Below are 15646 nucleotides of genomic sequence, written 5' to 3'. Positions count from 1 at the left end.
GTGAGGGTCAGGATGCGGCGATATATCACCGGTCTGCTCTATGTGTTCGGCGCGCTGGTCGCGGCGCTGACCCTGGCTGCCTGCGCCATGCATCTGTCAAATTCCGAATATGTCGCGGTGCCACCCCGTCCCGAAGGCGCGCTGCGTGTCGCCACCTTCAACGCCCATTACATCGTGTTGGGGCAGGCGACAGGCGCATGGTCGGTTGGCGACTGGGAAAGGCGCAAGGGCGCCTTTGATGCTGCTTTCAAGGCGCTCGGCGCCGATATCGTGGCGTTTCAGGAAATGGAGAGCTTTCAGCACGGCGACGACGGTTCGGTCAACCTGGCTCGGGATCATTTGCTGGCACAGAATCCGGACTACCGGGCCGCAGCAAGCGGCGATTGGCAGGACTTTCCGTCGACACAGCCGATGTTTTACCGGCCCGACCGCCTGCGCCTGTTGAAACAGGGATGGTTCTTTTTCTCTGAAACCCCCGATGTGATCTACTCACGCACCTTCAACGGCTCTTACCCCGCTTATTGCTCCTGGGCGCGGTTTCAACCGCAGGAAGGGCAGCCGTTTACCGTTTTCAACGTGCACTTCGAATACAAGAGCGGATCAAACCGCCGCCGGTCGGCGCAATTGGTCTCCGAGCGGATGCAGCCGCAGATCGAGGCCGGAGAGCCGGTGTTTCTGGTCGGTGACCTGAATGCGCGAGTCGGTGGCGAGGCCTACGAGATTCTGGCGGACGCAGGGATCCGCTTTGCCCCGGTGGCGGGCGCGACCTATCATTTTGATCGCGGTCTCAACGTGTTCGGGGCCATTGACCACTTGGGCGCAACCCCCAACATTCGTCGGGTCAGCGACCCTGTGGTGCTGCGGAGGCAGTTCGATGATGAATGGCCCAGTGATCACTATCCGGTGCTGGCGGATTACGTCCTGCCCTGACGCGCGCCGGATATTGCAGGGTTCGACCCTGGCTGGCCTGCTGTGGAACATCTGTTTGTACGCATATGATGTACCTGCCCTGTACTCTGCGTCGGATCGGGTTATGCTGCGGTGCAGATAATGCTGAAAGGACCGTCATGCCACCCCGTCGTCTGACCCCGCGCGAATTGCTGGACACGCTTGTGTCTTTTCCCACCGTCAGCCGTGACAGCAACCTGCCGCTGATCGATTGGGTCGAGGAATATCTGGCTGGCCATGGCATCTCCGCCCACCGCCACTATGACGAAACCGGTCAGAAAGCCGCGTTGTTTGCCCATGTCGGACCGGACGTCGCGGGCGGTCTGGTGCTGTCGGGACATACGGATGTGGTGCCGGTGGACGGTCAGCCCTGGAGCTCTGATCCGTTTGTGGTGGTTGAACGGGACGGCAAGCTGTACGGGCGCGGCACCACCGACATGAAGGGGTTCGACGCGCTGGCGATTTGGGCAATGGTCGAGGCACAGCATCGCGGTGTAAGGCGTCCGTTGCAGATCGCGCTGAGCTATGACGAAGAGGTCGGCTGCATCGGCGCGCCGCCGATGATCAAGGCGATGCAGGGGCCGTTGCCCAAGGCGTCGGCGGTGATCGTGGGCGAGCCGTCGATGATGAAGGCCGTCACCGGCCACAAGGGCGGGGCGGGGTTCTGGACCCACGTCAAGGGGTTCGAGGTGCATTCCTCGATCATGCACACCGGGGTCAATGCGATCATGTCCGCAGCGAAACTGATCGACTGGGCCAACCTGCGCAATGCGGAAAGCCGCGCCGCGACACCCAGCGATCTGGCCGCGCCCTTTGATCCGCCGTGGACCACAGCGCATGTCGGCATGATTTCGGGCGGGACCGCGCACAACATCACCGCCAAGGACTGCCGTTTCAGCATGGATTTCCGAGCCGTTCCGGGTGAACGCCTGGAGGATTGGCGCGATGCCTATTTTACCGAGTTGCGCGCCGTTGAGACCGACATGCAGGCCGTCCACCCGGACACGCGGATTGATGTGGAACAGCGCTTTGACGTGCCGGCGCTGGTTCCGGAAGCGGACGGCGAGGCAGAGGCGCTTGTGCGGGCGCTGACCGGCGACAATTCGGCGAATGTCGTCTCATACGGGACCGAGGCGGGGCAGTTCCAGCGTGCCGGGTACTCGGCTGTGGTCTGCGGGCCGGGCGATATTGCTCAGGCGCATCAGCCGGACGAATTCATCACCCTTGCGCAGTTTGAGGCCGGGCAGGCGTTCATGGAGCGCCTGCTCGCACATCTTTCGGCATGAAGTTCCCGTTCACCTGTGACACGGATGCCGAACATGTGGCGGACCTGCCGCAGGCCTGCGACGTGGTGATCATTGGCGGCGGCGTGATCGGCGTGTCGGCGGCACTGTACCTTGCGCGGGCGGGGGTTCAGGTCACTCTGCTGGAAAAGGGGCGGGTGGCAGGCGAGCAAAGTTCGCGAAACTGGGGCTGGATCCGGGCGCAGGGCCGCGACCTGGCCGAAATTCCCATTGCCATCGAGGCGCAGCGGCTGTGGCGCGATCTGGACGCCGACTGTCAGGGTCGGCTGGGCGTTCGAACCGTCGGAGTCACCTATCTGGCGCGGCGCGAAGCCGATCTGGCCGCCTACCAGGACTGGCTGGACGCGGCCTCTGGATCGGGGCTGGACAGCCACCTGGTCTCGCGCGCCGATCTGGGCAAGGTATTGCCGGGCATCCGGGGCAATTGGCCTGGCGCACTGCACACACCGTCGGACATGAAAGGCGAACCCTGGGTCGCGGTGCCGGAACTGGCGCGACTGGCGCGGGATGCGGGAGCTGTGATCGTTGAGGACTGCGCCGTGCGCGGACTGGATATGGCCGCAGGGCGTCTGGCCGGAGTCGTGACCGAGAAGGGGCGGGTGCGGAGCGCGGAAGTACTTCTGGCGGGCGGTGCGTGGTCTTCGCTGTTCCTGCGCCGCCACGGCGTCGGCATCCCGCAGCTTTCGGTGCGTTGTACGGTGGTTGAGACCGGGCCGGTGCCGCAGGTGACCGGCGGCGCGGCAGTGGACGGGCGCACTGCCTTCCGGCCGCGGGATGACGGCGGATACACAATTGCCCCGTCGATCCTGTCCGAACTTTACATCGGCCCGGATGCCGTGCGGGCCATTCCGAAGTATCTGCCGGTCCTGAAAAGCGGCGGTTTTGACGTTCGACTGCACCCGCGCGCGCCGCGCGGGTTTCCCGATGCCTGGGGCACGCCCCGGCGTTGGGCGGATGATGAAATATCACCCTTCGAGCGGATGCGGATCCTGAACCCGGAGCCGAACCGGGGCAGGGCACAGGCCGCATGTGATGCTTTTTCCGAGGCATTCCCCGAAGTCGGGGCGGTAAGACCCCGCACCGCATGGGCCGGAATGATCGACGTGTTGCCGGATGTGGTGCCGGTCGTCGACCGGGTGGCAGCGTTGCCGGGATTGACGGTGGTGACGGGAATGTGCGGACATGGCTTTGGCATCGGCCCGGGATTCGGGCGCGTCGCGGCAGCGCTGGTACGTGGCGAAAACACTGGCCATGACTTGCAGCGGTTTCGGATCACACGCTTCGGCGACGGCAGCAAAATGGTGCCCGGACCAAATCTGTAGGCGTTGGTCGGGAGGCACAGCCCCGGCGCGTCATTCACGTCACGGCGCCACCTTGCAGCCGGTAGTGGGCTCGGGCAGGGTGGCGCAAAGTTTTACAACAGGAGACATGTCATGCCGGTCAAAAACCGCTTTGCGGAATTGCATTCCGACATCACCAAGTGGCGCCGCGACATTCACGCCCATCCCGAGATTCTGTTCGACACCCATCGCACCAGCGCGCTGGTGGCCGAAAAGCTGCGGGCCTTTGGCTGTGATGAGGTGGTCGAGGGAATCGGCCGGACCGGGGTTGTGGGTGTGATCCGGGGCAAGACGGATTCCAGGGGCTGCGTTATCGGCCTGCGCGCCGATATGGATGCGCTGCCGATCACCGAGCAGACCGGGGTCGAGTATGCCTCGACCCATCCCGGTGCAATGCATGCCTGCGGCCATGACGGTCATACCGCCATGCTGCTGGGGGCTGCGCAATATCTGGCCGAAACGCGGAACTTTGATGGTTCTGTGGCGGTCATCTTTCAACCGGCCGAAGAGGGCGGCGGCGGCGGCGGCGAGATGTGCCGCGACGGGATGATGGAGCGCTTCGGCATCCAGGAGGTCTATGGCATGCACAACTGGCCCGGGCAGCCCTTGGGATCCTTCGCGATCCGGCCGGGGCCGTTCTTTGCCGCGACAGACCAGTTCGACATCACCATCGAGGGCCGCGGCGGCCATGCCGCCAAACCGCACGAGACCATCGACAGCACGCTGGTGGCTGCCCATGTGATCACCGCGCTGCAGAGCATTGCCAGCCGCAATGCCGATCCGGTCAGTCAGCTTGTCGTTTCGGTCACCTCGATTGAATCCTCGTCCAAGGCATACAACGTCATTCCGCAGCGCGTGGTCCTGAAGGGCACGGTGCGGACATTGGCCAACGAGAACCGCGATCTGGCGGAGGCGCGGATCCGGCTGATCTGCACGGGTGTGGCCGAGTCGATGGGGGCCAGGGCCGAGATCGACTATGTGCGCAATTACCCGGTCATGGTGAACAGCCAGGAACAGACCGACTTTGCCGCCGAGGTTGCCTGCGCCGTGTCAGGAAGCTGCGCCGAAGCGCCGCTGGTGATGGGCGGCGAGGATTTCGCCTTTATGCTCGAAGAACGGCCCGGCGCCTATATCCTGGTCGGCAACGGCGATACCGCTGCGGTGCATCACCCCGAGTATAACTTCAACGATGACGCCATTCCCGCAGGTTGCAGCTGGTGGGCCGAGATTGTCGAACGCCGGATGCCGGTTGCCTGATCTCTACTCCGGCGTCTTGGGTTTACGTGGAGCGCGGGGTTTGGCTGGCGCTTTTGCGGTGGTCTTGGCGGGTGCCTTCGGCTTGGCCGCCGCCTTGGTTTTAGGGGCCGCGGTGGCGGTCGCCGCTTTCGGTGTCGCGGATTTGGTGGCCCTGGCCTTGGGGGCGGCCTTGGCGGCGCGTTTCTGGGAGGGGCTGCCGGTCAGCTCCTGTTCGGCGCGCCGCCAGTGATCGGCGTCGCGGCCCTTGGGCTTGCCTTCCGCCAGCCAGAGAAAATAAGCGGCTTGGGCGATGTCGGAGTCGTCTGGTTGGGGCATGTCCGTACTCGGGTTTATGTGTGGGTGGGGTGTTGCTGTTTGCGCAACCAATTCTATGCCCGGACCGGCCCTGCGCGCAACAATCCATGACGGCTGACGGCTCAAATACTCTTTTCGCCGGGACTGGCACGTGCGTTTGTTCCGGGTTATGTGCAGGGCGGTACGGAGGGACGGACAGTGGTCGCCAACATCATCTGCATTAAATGGGGCACGCTGTTTGGCCCGGAATACGTGAATCGGCTGTATTCCGGAGTGCGGCGCAACCTGTCGGTGCCGGTGCGGTTCTTCTGCATGACCGAGAACGCCGACGGATTTCACCCTGATATCGAAGTGCTGCCACTGCCTGTAGAACCTTATCAGGACCAGATGAATGCCGCTCTGGCCGTGGCAAACCGACAGGGTGCCATGCGCAAGACATCGCTGTTCCGCCCCGGGCTGGTTCCGGATTTGCAGGGGCCGTTTCTGGGCTTTGACCTCGACGTGGTCATCACCGGTGCGCTGGACCCGCTTCTCGCGCTTGAGCCCGGCCGTGTCGCGATGCGCCACGACTGGACCGAAAAACGCAAGGGGCGGCCGACAGGGCACGGATCGGTGTTTCGTTTTGATCCGGCGCAGCATGGATTTTTGTATGAGGAACTGGCGGCCAACCCGTATCGGGAAGTCGAAACCGCGCGCGGTTCCGAACAGCGATACACCAGCCACAAGGCGATGGACCGGGGACAGTTCGTTTATATCCCCGAACCCTGGGTTGTCAGTTTCAAGTATGACTGCAATCCGTTCCCCGGGAACTACCTGCGAAAGCCGCGCTTGCCGGAGGATGCGCGGGTCGTGTGTTTCCACGGACACCCCAAGATGCCCGAAGCGATCGCGGGATATACCGGGTCGCTGATCCGCTATGCCAAACCCAGTGACTGGCTGAAGGATCATTGGGTTGCGCGGGCCAAAGCGGATCTCGGTCCGAAATACGCCTGATTTTGCCGCAGTTGCACAGGCTCTTGGCGGGCGGAACTTGGCCAGAGTGCGGTAGCACGGTCTTGCCCCATCGCCCGTTGGCAGGGTAAGAGCGGGATCAAGAGAAATCCTAGAAGGGGCATAGGCATGCGTCGAGTAGTGGTAACAGGCCTGGGTCTGGTGACTCCGCTGGCCTGCGGAGTAGAAGAAAGCTGGAGCCGTCTTCTGGACGGGCAGTCTGGGGCGGGCACCATCAGCCGCTTTGACGCGAGCCATCTGGCCACCACCTACGCCTGCGAAGTGCCGCAGGGCGACGGGACGGATGGCACGTTCAACGCAGATGACTGGATGGCCCCGAAAGACCGGCGCAAGGTCGACGATTTTATCCTTTACGGCATCGCTGCCGCCGAACAGGCGGTGCGTGATGCCGACTGGCGACCGACGGACCGCGAAAGTCTGGACCGCACCGGCGTGATGATCGGCTCGGGCATCGGCGGGTTGAACTCGATTGCCGAAACGGCGCTGCTCATCAAGGAAAAGGGGCCGCGCCGTGTCAGCCCCTTCTTTATTCCCGGTGCGCTTATCAACCTGATCTCGGGTCAGGTGTCGATCCGTTATGGCTTCCGGGGGCCGAACCATTCGGTGGTCACGGCCTGTTCCACCGGCGCCCACGCCATTGGCGACGCGGCGCGGATCATCCGTGACGACGATGCGGATGTGATGATCGCCGGCGGCGCCGAGGCGTCGATTTCCGAGATCGGCATCGCCGGTTTCAACGCCTGCAAGGCGCTGAGCACCTCGCGCGCGGACGATCCCAAAAAGGCCAGCCGCCCCTATGACCGCGACCGTGACGGTTTCGTGATGGGCGAGGGGGCCGGAATCGTCGTGCTGGAGGAATACGAGCACGCGGTCGCGCGCGGCGCACGTATCTATGCCGAAGTGCTGGGGTATGGTCTTTCGGGTGACGCCTATCACATCACCGCGCCCGCGTCGGACGGCGACGGGGCCGAGCGGTCGATGCGCATGGCGCTGAAAAAGGCCGGGCTGCAACCGGGCGACCTGGACTACATCAACGCACATGGCACCTCGACCATGGCGGATACCATCGAGCTGGCTGCAGTCGAGCGGATGCTGGGCGACGCGGCGGCCAAGGTCACCATGTCGTCGACAAAATCCGCGACCGGGCACCTGTTGGGGGCGGCGGGCGCGATCGAGGCGATCTTTTCGATCCTTGCCATCCGGGACCAGGTGGCGCCGCCGACGATCAACCTCGACAATCCCGAAGTCGACAGCAAGGTGGACCTGGCACCCAACGTCAAACGCCAACGCGAGGTGCGCTATGCGCTGTCGAACTCTTTCGGGTTCGGCGGAACGAACGCATCGGTGCTCTTCGGAAAGGTGGACTGATGTGGCGCAATATCGCCTCTAACGCGCTGACGTTTCTGGTCGTTCTGGTGTTTCTGGCGGGCGGCGCACTGATGTGGGCGCAACGCGAATATTCGGAAGCTGGCCCGCTGGCGCAGCCGATCTGCCTGAATGTGCAGCGCGGGTCGAACATTCGGCGCGTGTCGGACGAGTTGGTGAGCCAGGGCGCCGTGAGCAGCGGTGCGTTGTTCCGGATGGGCGCGGATTATACCGACAAGGCGTCTGAGCTCAAAGCCGGCAGCTATCTGGTTCCCGAAGGCTCCTCGATGTCCGAGATTGTCGATATCGTGACCAAGGGCGGAGCCAGCACCTGTGGCACCGAGGTGGTCTTTCGCGTCGGCATCAATCAGGCGCAGGTTCTGGTGCGTGAACTGGACCCTGTGACCGGTCGGTTCGAGGAAGTGGCCGAATTCGATCCGTCGGAAGGCGCCGCGCCTGCCGAGTACGAGAGCGTGAAGTCCAAGGTGGACACCCGGTTTCGCATCGCGCTGGCGGAAGGTGTGACCAGCTGGCAGGTGGTGAACGAATTGCGGCAGTTGGACGTGCTGGACGGAGATGTGGCAGAGATGCCGGCCGAGGGCTCACTGGCGCCGGACAGCTATGAGGTGCGGCCGGGCGATACCAGGGAGTCCGTCATTGAACGGATGCAGCGGGCGCAGGAGGTGATCCTCGCCAATGCCTGGCAGAATCGGGCATCGGGTCTGCCGCTTGAATCGCCCGAAGAGGCGCTGGTTCTCGCTTCTATCGTCGAGAAGGAGACGGGTATCCCGACGGAGCGCGAGCAGGTCGCGGCGGTGTTCATAAACCGGTTGAACCAGGGGATGCGGCTTCAGACTGACCCGACGGTGATATATGGCATCACCCGGGGAGAGGGCATTCTTGGCCGCGGGTTGCGGCAGTCCGAACTTCGGGCGGCGACGCCGTACAACACATACGTCATCCCCGGACTGCCACCGACACCGATTGCCAACCCCGGGCGCGCCAGCATCGAGGCCGCGCTGAACCCGGACAGTGCCGATTATGTGTTCTTTGTGGCCAAGACGCTGGACCCCAAGGACGGCCACGTCTTTGCCACTACGCTGGATGAGCACAACAACAATGTCGCAGCCTACCGTCGGCTGGAGGCCGAGCGGGCCAACCAGTGACCGCGGCGCGACGGTATTGAGCATGGGGCGGGTTTCGGTCGAAACCCGCCCCATTTTTTTTGCCAAGTCCGGAAGATACTCTGTTTCGACAGCTTGGACATCGCGCCGACAGGCAGGGCTGAAATGCGGTACGCTGACAGGTGCCCGCCGCTCATTCCCGCCACTCAGTTCTGTCGGTTAACGAGTTAATAATCTATTTAAAACATAGTCTTAATGCATGGATCGGGGCGGTTTTACCTTGACTTTCCGCGTGTTGGCGGGCATGATTTTCAGATGCTGGAAGAGATGAGCAAGCGGTCCCGGGGTGATCCTCCGGTGGCCGCTTTTTCGTCTCTCTCGAGGGCGGAGATCCACGAGAGAAGGCATCGAGCAGACCATGACGTTGATCACGCATGACACACGGCTCTCGGAGTTGGACACGACCCGCGCTCACATCGCGGCCACGCTGAAAAGCATCAGGCTTCAGATCGTCGACCTGAAGACACGGGTCGAAGACGGGAATTTGCAGAACACAAGGGAGGTTGGCCAGCTTCTGGCCGACGCACGCTATTGGTTGAAGGCAGCCAGGGAAACGGAGGCAGAGATTGAGAATGTCGAAAAGCAGAGGGCAGGTATTGTCCATGACTACGGGCTTGACCTTGAACATGCACGATCTGAGATCGGGTGCCGCCTGGCTCGCCTCCGCAGATGCTGCCACGAGGAATGAGTTCCTGAGCGAAATGAGTGAAGGAGAGCTTCTGGCTCTCCCGTTCCTGTTCGAATTCTGGGCGATGGAGCATCAGCTGGCACCAGACGGGGACTGGCGCTCTTGGGTCATTCTGGGCGGCCGTGGTGCGGGCAAGACCCGCGCCGGCGCGGAGTGGGTACGCAGCATGGTCGAGGGGGCACGCCCTTTGGACGCGGGCAGCTGCAGGCGGGTCGCATTGATCGGCGAGACGCTGGACCAGGTGCGCGAGGTGATGATCTTTGGCGAAAGCGGAATCCTGGCCTGCTCGCCCCCCGACCGGCGTCCGGTCTGGTCCGCGACGCGCAAGATGCTGCGCTGGCCGAACGGGGCCGAGGCGATGGCATTTTCCGCGCACGATCCCGAAGCCCTGCGCGGTCCGCAGTTCGATGGCGCCTGGGTGGACGAGCTTGCCAAGTGGAAGAAGGGTCAGGACACATGGGACATGTTGCAGTTCGGTCTGCGGCTCGGGACGCGCCCGCAGGTCTGTGTCACCACCACGCCGCGCAATGTCGGGGTGCTGAAAAACCTTCTGGCGTCGCCGTCAACGGTGACGACCCATGCCAGCACCGAAGCGAACAAGGCCAATCTGGCGGCGTCATTTCTTGACGAGGTCAAGGCGCGTTACGACGGCACGCGGCTTGGCCGCCAGGAGCTGGACGGTGTGCTGCTCGAGGATGTCGAGGGCGCGTTGTGGACCCGCGCCACATTGGAGGGCGTCCGGATTGGGGCGCTGCCCGACTTTGACCGGATCGTGGTTGCGGTCGACCCGCCGGTGACTGGAAAGGCCGGGTCGGACGAATGCGGCATCGTGGTCGTGGGCGCGCAGACCAACGGGCCGCCGCAGGACTGGCGGGCGGTGGTGCTCGAGGACTGCTCGGTCCAGGGGCTGGGTCCGCTTGGCTGGGCGAGCGCGGCGGTGCGGGCCATGGAGAAATGGGGCGCTGACCGGCTGGTCGCGGAGGTCAACCAGGGCGGAGACATGGTGGAAACCGTCCTGCGGCAGGTCGATCCGCTGCTGCCGGTTACAAAGGTGCATGCGGCCAAGGGCAAGGTGGCCCGTGCCGAACCGGTGGCGGCCTTGTACGAGCAGGGACGGGTGGGCCATGTCGCAGGGTTGGGGCTGCTCGAGGATCAGATGTGCCGTATGAGCCAACAGGGCTATGTCGGCCAGGGAAGCCCGGATCGCGTGGATGCGCTGGTCTGGGCGCTGGCGGAACTGCTGATCCTGCCGGCTGCCAACTGGCGCCGCCCACAGCTGCGTACGCTGTAATGAAACCTTGTTAACCATCTGGCTCTAAGTTGGTTTTCGAAGGTGGCGGCCCAGGCTGTCGCAGCCCGGAACGGCAGTTCATCAACGAGATACATTGGAATGGGCGGGGGTCTGTTGCAGCCCCCGGGCGGGGGAACCGTGCCCCCGAGACACCTGACCCTGAGGAGCAATCGAATGGTTTTTCAATTCCTGCGACGTGGCGCCGAGGCGGATATTCCCGAGGTCAAGGCAAGCGCAACGGGGCCGGTCGTGGCGCATCTGAGCTCTGGCCGTGTGGCCTGGAGCCCACGCGACACGGCGACGCTGACCCGCACAGGATTTGTCGGCAACCCGGTGGGATTCCGGGCGGTCAAGCTGATCGCCGAAGCGGCCGCGGCGCTGCCCCTGGTCCTGCAAGACCGCCAGCGACGCTACGACGACCACCCGGTCATGGCTCTGGTCCGTCATCCCAACGGCGCACAAGGGCGGGCTGAGCTGTTTGAAGCGCTGTATGGACAGCTGCTCCTGTCCGGGGACGGCTATATCGAGGCGGTGATGAGCGATCAGCCCGTGCCCCTGGAGATGCATGTACTGCGCAGTGACCGGATGCGGCTGGTCCCAGGCGCGGACGGTTGGCCTGTGGCATACGAATATGCGGTTGGCGGCCGCAAACACCGCTTTGACGTCACCGGGGCAGTGTCGCCGATCTGTCATGTGAAAAACTTTCATCCACAGGACGACCATTACGGCCTGTCCCCGATGCAGGCTGCCGGGGCGGCACTGGATGTGCACAATGCCGCCAGCCGATGGTCCAAGGGGCTGCTGGACAATGCCGCGCGTCCTTCGGGTGCTATTGTGTATCAGTCCAGCGATGGTGCGGGCGCCACTCTGAGCCGGGACCAGTACGACCGGCTGGTGTCGGAAATGGAGGCGCACCATCAGGGGGCGCGAAACGCCGGGCGCCCGATGTTGCTGGAAGGCGGCCTGGACTGGAAGCCGATGGGTTTTTCCCCCGCCGATATGGAGTTCCAGAAGACCAAGGAAGCCGCGGCCCGCGAAATTGCCGTTGCCTTCGGAGTACCGCCGATGCTGCTGGGAATCCCGGGAGAGGCGACCTTCTCGAATTACCAGGAAGCGCACCGGGCCTTTTACCGGCTGACGGTTCTGCCGCTGGCGACACGGGTGACGGCAGCGGTGTCCGCGTGGCTGTCGGCATACACCGGTGAAGCGTTGGAGCTGAAGCCGGATCTGGATCAAGTGCCCGCCCTGGCGTCTGAGCGGGACGCACAATGGGCGCGGGTTGCGACCGCGGATTTTCTGACCGCGGCGGAAAAGCGCGGTCTGCTGGGACTGCCCGCACTGGAGGAAGCTCAGGATGGCTGAGCGCCGGGCGGGGTTTGAGGCTTTCGACTGCGCGCCGGGGTTGCGTCTTGAGGCGCATGAGCGGCTCTCGGCGCTGCAGTTCGAGACGCTCGACGGGCGGCTGGCGCGGATCGAGATGCTGATCGAGCGACTTGAACGGCGTTTGTGGCTGACAGTCTACGGCGTGGTCGGCGTGATCCTGGCGCAGGCATTTCGCGGCCTGCTGGACACGGTGCCTTAGCGCGCAAAATTTTATGAAAATTTTGGTCAAAACTTTTGAAAAGTTTTGGGTGCAAGAGAGGAAAGGCTGGGACATGGATCTGGAACATAAATTCTGCAGGTTCGACGCCGACATAACGGTGGTCGAGGGGACCAAGATCGAGGGATACGCCTCGCTGTTTGGAACCTGTGACCAGGGCAATGACGTGGTTGCGCCCGGAGCCTATGCCGGCTCGCTGCGGCGGCTTTCGAACGAGGGGCGCGCGGTCAGAATGCTCTGGCAGCATGATCCATCCCAGCCGATCGGTGTTTGGCACGAGGTGCATGAGGACAAACGCGGCCTGTATGTGAAAGGTCAGTTGCTGGACAGTGTGGCGAAGGGCCGGGAAGCGGCGGCGCTGGTTGCGGCCGGTGCGATCGACGGCTTGTCGATCGGCTACCGGACGCTGCGCTCTTCGAAAAATGACAAGGGCCAGCGGCTCTTGACGGAACTGGAGCTTTGGGAAGTGTCACTGGTGACCTTTCCGATGCTGCCCAGTGCGCGGGTTGCCGCAAAAGGCGAGAGCCCGGAGACGGAAACCTGGAGCAGGTTGGCGCAGGTGCTTGAAGGTGCGCGCCGGAACATGGCCGGCGGCTAGCGCCTGCCAATAGCAAAGGACAACACTCAGATGACAACAGCCGAGAGCCATTCTCGGGCCGGGGAAGACATGTCTCCGGCCACCCGGGTGGGTTCCGCAATTGCGGGTCTTGTCGGGGATATCAGAGGCCTGAAATCCGACATTTATGCCAGACTTCAACAACAGGAAGAGCGACTGACCATGCTTGATCGAAAATCTCACCGTTCCGGGCGCCCCGCGCTGGCGTCTTCGGCCGATATGGCGGCACCACACCAAAAGGCCTTTAACGCCTACCTGCGGTCGGGCGACGACGACGGATTGCGCGGCCTCGAGATCGAAGGCAAGGCAATGTCCACCTCTGTCAACAGTGACGGCGGCTATCTGGTGGATCCGGTGACTGCAGACACGGTGAAATCGGTGCTGGCCTCGACCGCATCGATCCGTGCGATCGCGAACGTGGTGAATGTCGAAGCGTCGTCGTTTGACGTGCTTATCGATCGCAATGATGCCGGTGCCGGATGGGCGAACGAAACCGCTTCGAGTGCAGAGACTGGCACGCCTCAGATCGATCGGATCTCGATCCCGCTGTTCGAGTTGAATGCCCTGCCCAAGGCGAGCCAGAGGCTGCTGGACGATTCCGCCTTTGACATCGAAGCCTGGCTTGCCGGGCGCATCGCCGACAAGTTTGCCCGTGCCGAGGCCGCGGCCTTTGTCAGCGGCGATGGCATCGACAAGCCGCGCGGGTTTCTGGATCACGCAGCGGTCGACAATGATGTCTGGGCCTGGGGCAACCTGGGGTATGTTCCGACCGGCGTGGCTGGCAGCGTCGGCGACGGCGATGCGATCATTGATCTGGTTTATGGCCTGGGCGCACAATACCGGGCCGCCGCGAGCTTTGTGATGAACTCGAAAACCGCGGGAAGCCTGCGCAAACTCAAGGACGGTGATGGCCGCCATCTGTGGTCGGACGGATTCAGCGCCGGCGAGCCTGCGCGCCTTCTGGGGTATCCGGTGCTGATCGCCGAGGACATGCCGGATATCGGCGCCGACACGATTCCGATCGCGTTTGGGGATTTTGCGGCCGGGTACACCATTGCGGAACGCCCGGACCTGCGGGTTCTGCGCGATCCGTTCAGCGCCAAGCCGCATGTGTTGTTCTATGCGACCAAACGGGTGGGTGGCGATGTCAGCGACTTTGCCGCGATCAAGCTTTTGCGCTGCGCCGTGGCCTGAGTTTGATCCATCGAACATGGGGTCAGGCCGGTAGGTCTGGCCGCATGGGGCGCGCACCCGAGAGAGAGCTTGCGTTGTCTAGCTGCTCCCCTCCGTCCGAGCAACGTGAGTGGTGCGCGCCCGCCTTTCCTCCGCCAGCGGAGGTTCCAGAGAGGTTTGCGGAGTAAGATCATGATGTTAGTCGAAGAAACTTCGGTGCCAGACGAGGCGCTTCCTGTCGAGGCGCTGAAGCGGCATATGCGGCTTGGCAGTGGCTTCGCCGAGGATGCCGTGCAGGATGAATTGCTGGCATCGTTTCTGCGGGCGGCACTTGCAGCCATTGAGGCGCGGACTGGCAAGGCGCTGGTTCAGCGCTCGTTTCAGGTGCTGGTGAACGCCTGGGACAGCCCTGACAGGCAACCGCTGCCGGTCGCACCGGTTCTGTCGATCACGCAAGTCAGCCTGACCCGGCCGGTCATGCCGGATACGGATGTAGGCACCGTGACCATTCTGGATGGGTCGGGGGTCACGCAGGTTGTTGATCCGGCGCGCTACCGGCTTGAAATGGAGAGTCACACGCCTTGCCTTCGACCCCGGGGGGGGAGTCTTCCGACCATTGCCACCGACGGCACGGCAATGATCCGCCTTGTGGCCGGTATGTCCCCCACATTCGAAGGGCTGCCAGGTGATCTGGCGCAGGCGGTATTGATGCTGGCAGCCCATTTTGATGAATACCGGAATGAATACGGTCTGAGCCGCGGGTGCATGCCCTTCGGTGTCAGCAGTCTGATCGCGCGTTATTGTCCGATGCGCATGGGGTTCACGTCATGACGCCGCCGGTTCTGAACCGCGGCCTGGTGCTTGAGGCGCCAGTGTCGGTGCCGGATGGCGCGGGTGGGCAGATCACCACCTGGAGTGCGCTGGGTACGCTCTGGGGCGAATTGAAGCCGCGCTCGGGTCGGGAGACCAACGGCGAGGCGGGGCCGCTGTCGACGGCGCGCTACAGGATTACCGTACGGGCGGCGCCGCCGGGGCAGACCAGACGGCCCGAACCGGGGCAGAGGATGCTGTTGGGCAGCCGCAGGTTCCGCATTCTGGCCGTGACGGAAGCGGACACCCGAGGCCGCTATCTGAGCTGCCTTGCGGAAGAGGAGGTTGCGGCATGACCTATGCAAATGCGGCAGCGCTGCAAGCGGCCGTTTACGGGCATCTGTTGGCGGATGCGGCTGTTGCAGCGCGGGTTGGCGGCAACATCTATGACTCGCTGCCGTCAGGCCAGTTGCCGGCGCTCTACGTGATCCTCGGATCCGAGAAAGTGCGGGATGCATCCGACGGTTCGGGTGCCGGGGCATGGCACGAGTTGACGCTGTCGGTGGTCACCGACCAGGCGGGATTTCACGCCGCCAAGGAGGTGGCTGTCGCAATAAGCGACGCGCTGCAGGACGCGGAACTGGCACTGAACCGGGGCCGGCTGGTCGGGCTGCGTTTTCTGCGCGCCCGGGCAAAGCGGGAAAGCACAACCCTGCGCCGGGTCGAGATGACGTTTCGGGCCCGGGTGGAAGATACCTGAGCGGT

At 63.5% G+C, this 15646-nt stretch carries 17 protein-coding genes; 16 read left to right on the top strand and 1 reads right to left on the bottom strand.

What is annotated here, in order from left to right; translation table 11 throughout:
* The first annotated feature begins 12 nt into the window (after window positions 1-12).
* From FOY53_RS07600 to FOY53_RS07585, 4 genes are all read left to right on the top strand, one after another.
* Complete coding sequence (locus tag FOY53_RS07600; RefSeq protein WP_146587389.1) at window positions 13-930, top strand: endonuclease/exonuclease/phosphatase family protein; 918 nt, start codon at window positions 13-15, stop codon at window positions 928-930.
* 137 nt (window positions 931-1067) lie between these two features.
* Window positions 1068-2234, top strand: coding sequence for an acetylornithine deacetylase (argE, locus tag FOY53_RS07595; protein ID WP_146587388.1), 1167 nt, complete (start codon window positions 1068-1070; stop codon window positions 2232-2234).
* A complete protein-coding gene (locus FOY53_RS07590; RefSeq protein ID WP_146587385.1) occupies window positions 2231-3574 on the top strand; it encodes an NAD(P)/FAD-dependent oxidoreductase in 1344 nt (447 codons plus the stop codon). The genes argE and FOY53_RS07590 overlap by 4 nt, the downstream gene beginning before the upstream one ends.
* A 111-nt stretch (window positions 3575-3685) precedes the next feature.
* Window positions 3686-4849, top strand: a complete 1164-nt coding sequence (locus FOY53_RS07585; RefSeq protein WP_146587383.1) for a M20 aminoacylase family protein — start codon at window positions 3686-3688, stop codon at window positions 4847-4849.
* Window positions 4850-4852: 3 nt separating this feature from the next.
* Here the strand turns inward: FOY53_RS07585 and FOY53_RS07580 are convergent, their stop codons facing one another.
* On the bottom strand, window positions 4853-5164 hold the full coding sequence (locus FOY53_RS07580; RefSeq protein WP_146587381.1) for a DUF2934 domain-containing protein: 312 nt from the start codon (window positions 5162-5164) through the stop codon (window positions 4853-4855).
* A gap of 177 nt (window positions 5165-5341) precedes the next feature.
* On the opposite strand from FOY53_RS07580, the gene FOY53_RS07575 reads away from it, so the two are divergent.
* The 12 genes from FOY53_RS07575 to FOY53_RS07525 all read left to right on the top strand — a co-directional run bounded on the left by FOY53_RS07575 (window position 5342) and on the right by FOY53_RS07525 (window position 15641).
* Window positions 5342-6136 carry a glycosyl transferase gene (locus tag FOY53_RS07575; protein ID WP_146587379.1) on the top strand — a complete coding sequence of 265 codons (795 nt, stop codon included), beginning with the start codon at window positions 5342-5344 and terminating at the stop codon, window positions 6134-6136.
* A gap of 126 nt (window positions 6137-6262) precedes the next feature.
* Window positions 6263-7522, top strand: a complete 1260-nt coding sequence (gene fabF, locus FOY53_RS07570; protein ID WP_146587377.1) for a beta-ketoacyl-ACP synthase II — start codon at window positions 6263-6265, stop codon at window positions 7520-7522.
* The gene (gene mltG, locus FOY53_RS07565; protein WP_146587375.1) at window positions 7522-8685 is read left to right on the top strand and encodes an endolytic transglycosylase MltG; all 1164 of its coding nucleotides are present in this window, start codon (window positions 7522-7524) and stop codon (window positions 8683-8685) included. Before fabF ends, mltG begins: the two co-directional genes overlap by 1 nt.
* A 376-nt stretch (window positions 8686-9061) precedes the next feature.
* Entirely contained in the window at window positions 9062-9391 is a 330-nt protein-coding gene (locus FOY53_RS23035; protein ID WP_186766547.1) for a hypothetical protein, read from the top strand.
* Complete coding sequence (locus tag FOY53_RS07560) at window positions 9330-10682, top strand: terminase large subunit domain-containing protein (protein WP_146587372.1); 1353 nt, start codon at window positions 9330-9332, stop codon at window positions 10680-10682. Before FOY53_RS23035 ends, FOY53_RS07560 begins: the two co-directional genes overlap by 62 nt.
* Window positions 10683-10856: 174 nt before the next feature.
* Complete coding sequence (locus FOY53_RS07555) at window positions 10857-12044, top strand: phage portal protein (RefSeq protein ID WP_146587370.1); 1188 nt, start codon at window positions 10857-10859, stop codon at window positions 12042-12044.
* Complete coding sequence (locus FOY53_RS07550) at window positions 12037-12264, top strand: GTA head formation protein, RCAP_rcc01685 family (RefSeq protein ID WP_146587368.1); 228 nt, start codon at window positions 12037-12039, stop codon at window positions 12262-12264. The genes FOY53_RS07555 and FOY53_RS07550 overlap by 8 nt, the downstream gene beginning before the upstream one ends.
* Window positions 12265-12337: 73 nt before the next feature.
* Window positions 12338-12880, top strand: a complete 543-nt coding sequence (locus tag FOY53_RS07545) for an HK97 family phage prohead protease (RefSeq protein ID WP_146587366.1) — start codon at window positions 12338-12340, stop codon at window positions 12878-12880.
* Window positions 12881-12910: 30 nt separating this feature from the next.
* Complete coding sequence (locus FOY53_RS07540; protein WP_146587364.1) at window positions 12911-14092, top strand: phage major capsid protein; 1182 nt, start codon at window positions 12911-12913, stop codon at window positions 14090-14092.
* Window positions 14093-14263: 171 nt separating this feature from the next.
* Window positions 14264-14902 (top strand): head-tail connector protein, encoded by a 639-nt coding sequence (locus tag FOY53_RS07535; RefSeq protein ID WP_146587362.1) that lies wholly within the window; start codon window positions 14264-14266, stop codon window positions 14900-14902.
* Window positions 14899-15237, top strand: a complete 339-nt coding sequence (locus tag FOY53_RS07530) for a head-tail adaptor protein (RefSeq protein ID WP_146587360.1) — start codon at window positions 14899-14901, stop codon at window positions 15235-15237. Before FOY53_RS07535 ends, FOY53_RS07530 begins: the two co-directional genes overlap by 4 nt.
* The gene (locus tag FOY53_RS07525) at window positions 15234-15641 is read left to right on the top strand and encodes a DUF3168 domain-containing protein (RefSeq protein ID WP_146587358.1); all 408 of its coding nucleotides are present in this window, start codon (window positions 15234-15236) and stop codon (window positions 15639-15641) included. Before FOY53_RS07530 ends, FOY53_RS07525 begins: the two co-directional genes overlap by 4 nt.
* Window positions 15642-15646: the final 5 nt, after the last annotated feature.

Origin of the sequence: Puniceibacterium confluentis (genome assembly GCF_007923445.1) — a bacterium.
Taxonomy (GTDB): Bacteria; Pseudomonadota; Alphaproteobacteria; order Rhodobacterales; family Rhodobacteraceae; genus Puniceibacterium; species Puniceibacterium confluentis.
The sequence above is the reverse complement of the archived record's forward strand: the minus strand, read 5'-3'. Positions and strand labels throughout refer to the sequence as shown.

Bases quoted from the DNA above. Each gene is read 5' to 3' on its own strand.
- FOY53_RS07600 (WP_146587389.1), top strand. From the start codon at position 13: ATGCGGCGATATATCACCGGTCTGCTCTATGTGTTCGGCGCGCTGGTC.
- FOY53_RS07550 (WP_146587368.1), top strand. From the start codon at position 12,037: ATGGCTGAGCGCCGGGCGGGGTTTGAGGCTTTCGACTGCGCGCCGGGG.
- FOY53_RS07555 (WP_146587370.1), top strand. From the start codon at position 10,857: ATGGTTTTTCAATTCCTGCGACGTGGCGCCGAGGCGGATATTCCCGAG.
- FOY53_RS07560 (WP_146587372.1), top strand. From the start codon at position 9,330: ATGCACGATCTGAGATCGGGTGCCGCCTGGCTCGCCTCCGCAGATGCT.
- FOY53_RS07530 (WP_146587360.1), top strand. From the start codon at position 14,899: ATGACGCCGCCGGTTCTGAACCGCGGCCTGGTGCTTGAGGCGCCAGTG.
- FOY53_RS07590 (WP_146587385.1), top strand. From the start codon at position 2,231: ATGAAGTTCCCGTTCACCTGTGACACGGATGCCGAACATGTGGCGGAC.
- FOY53_RS07585 (WP_146587383.1), top strand. From the start codon at position 3,686: ATGCCGGTCAAAAACCGCTTTGCGGAATTGCATTCCGACATCACCAAG.
- argE (WP_146587388.1), top strand. From the start codon at position 1,068: ATGCCACCCCGTCGTCTGACCCCGCGCGAATTGCTGGACACGCTTGTG.
- FOY53_RS07545 (WP_146587366.1), top strand. From the start codon at position 12,338: ATGGATCTGGAACATAAATTCTGCAGGTTCGACGCCGACATAACGGTG.
- FOY53_RS23035 (WP_186766547.1), top strand. From the start codon at position 9,062: ATGACGTTGATCACGCATGACACACGGCTCTCGGAGTTGGACACGACC.
- fabF (WP_146587377.1), top strand. From the start codon at position 6,263: ATGCGTCGAGTAGTGGTAACAGGCCTGGGTCTGGTGACTCCGCTGGCC.
- mltG (WP_146587375.1), top strand. From the start codon at position 7,522: ATGTGGCGCAATATCGCCTCTAACGCGCTGACGTTTCTGGTCGTTCTG.
- FOY53_RS07525 (WP_146587358.1), top strand. From the start codon at position 15,234: ATGACCTATGCAAATGCGGCAGCGCTGCAAGCGGCCGTTTACGGGCAT.
- FOY53_RS07540 (WP_146587364.1), top strand. From the start codon at position 12,911: ATGACAACAGCCGAGAGCCATTCTCGGGCCGGGGAAGACATGTCTCCG.
- FOY53_RS07535 (WP_146587362.1), top strand. From the start codon at position 14,264: ATGATGTTAGTCGAAGAAACTTCGGTGCCAGACGAGGCGCTTCCTGTC.
- FOY53_RS07580 (WP_146587381.1), bottom strand. From the start codon at position 5,164: ATGCCCCAACCAGACGACTCCGACATCGCCCAAGCCGCTTATTTTCTC.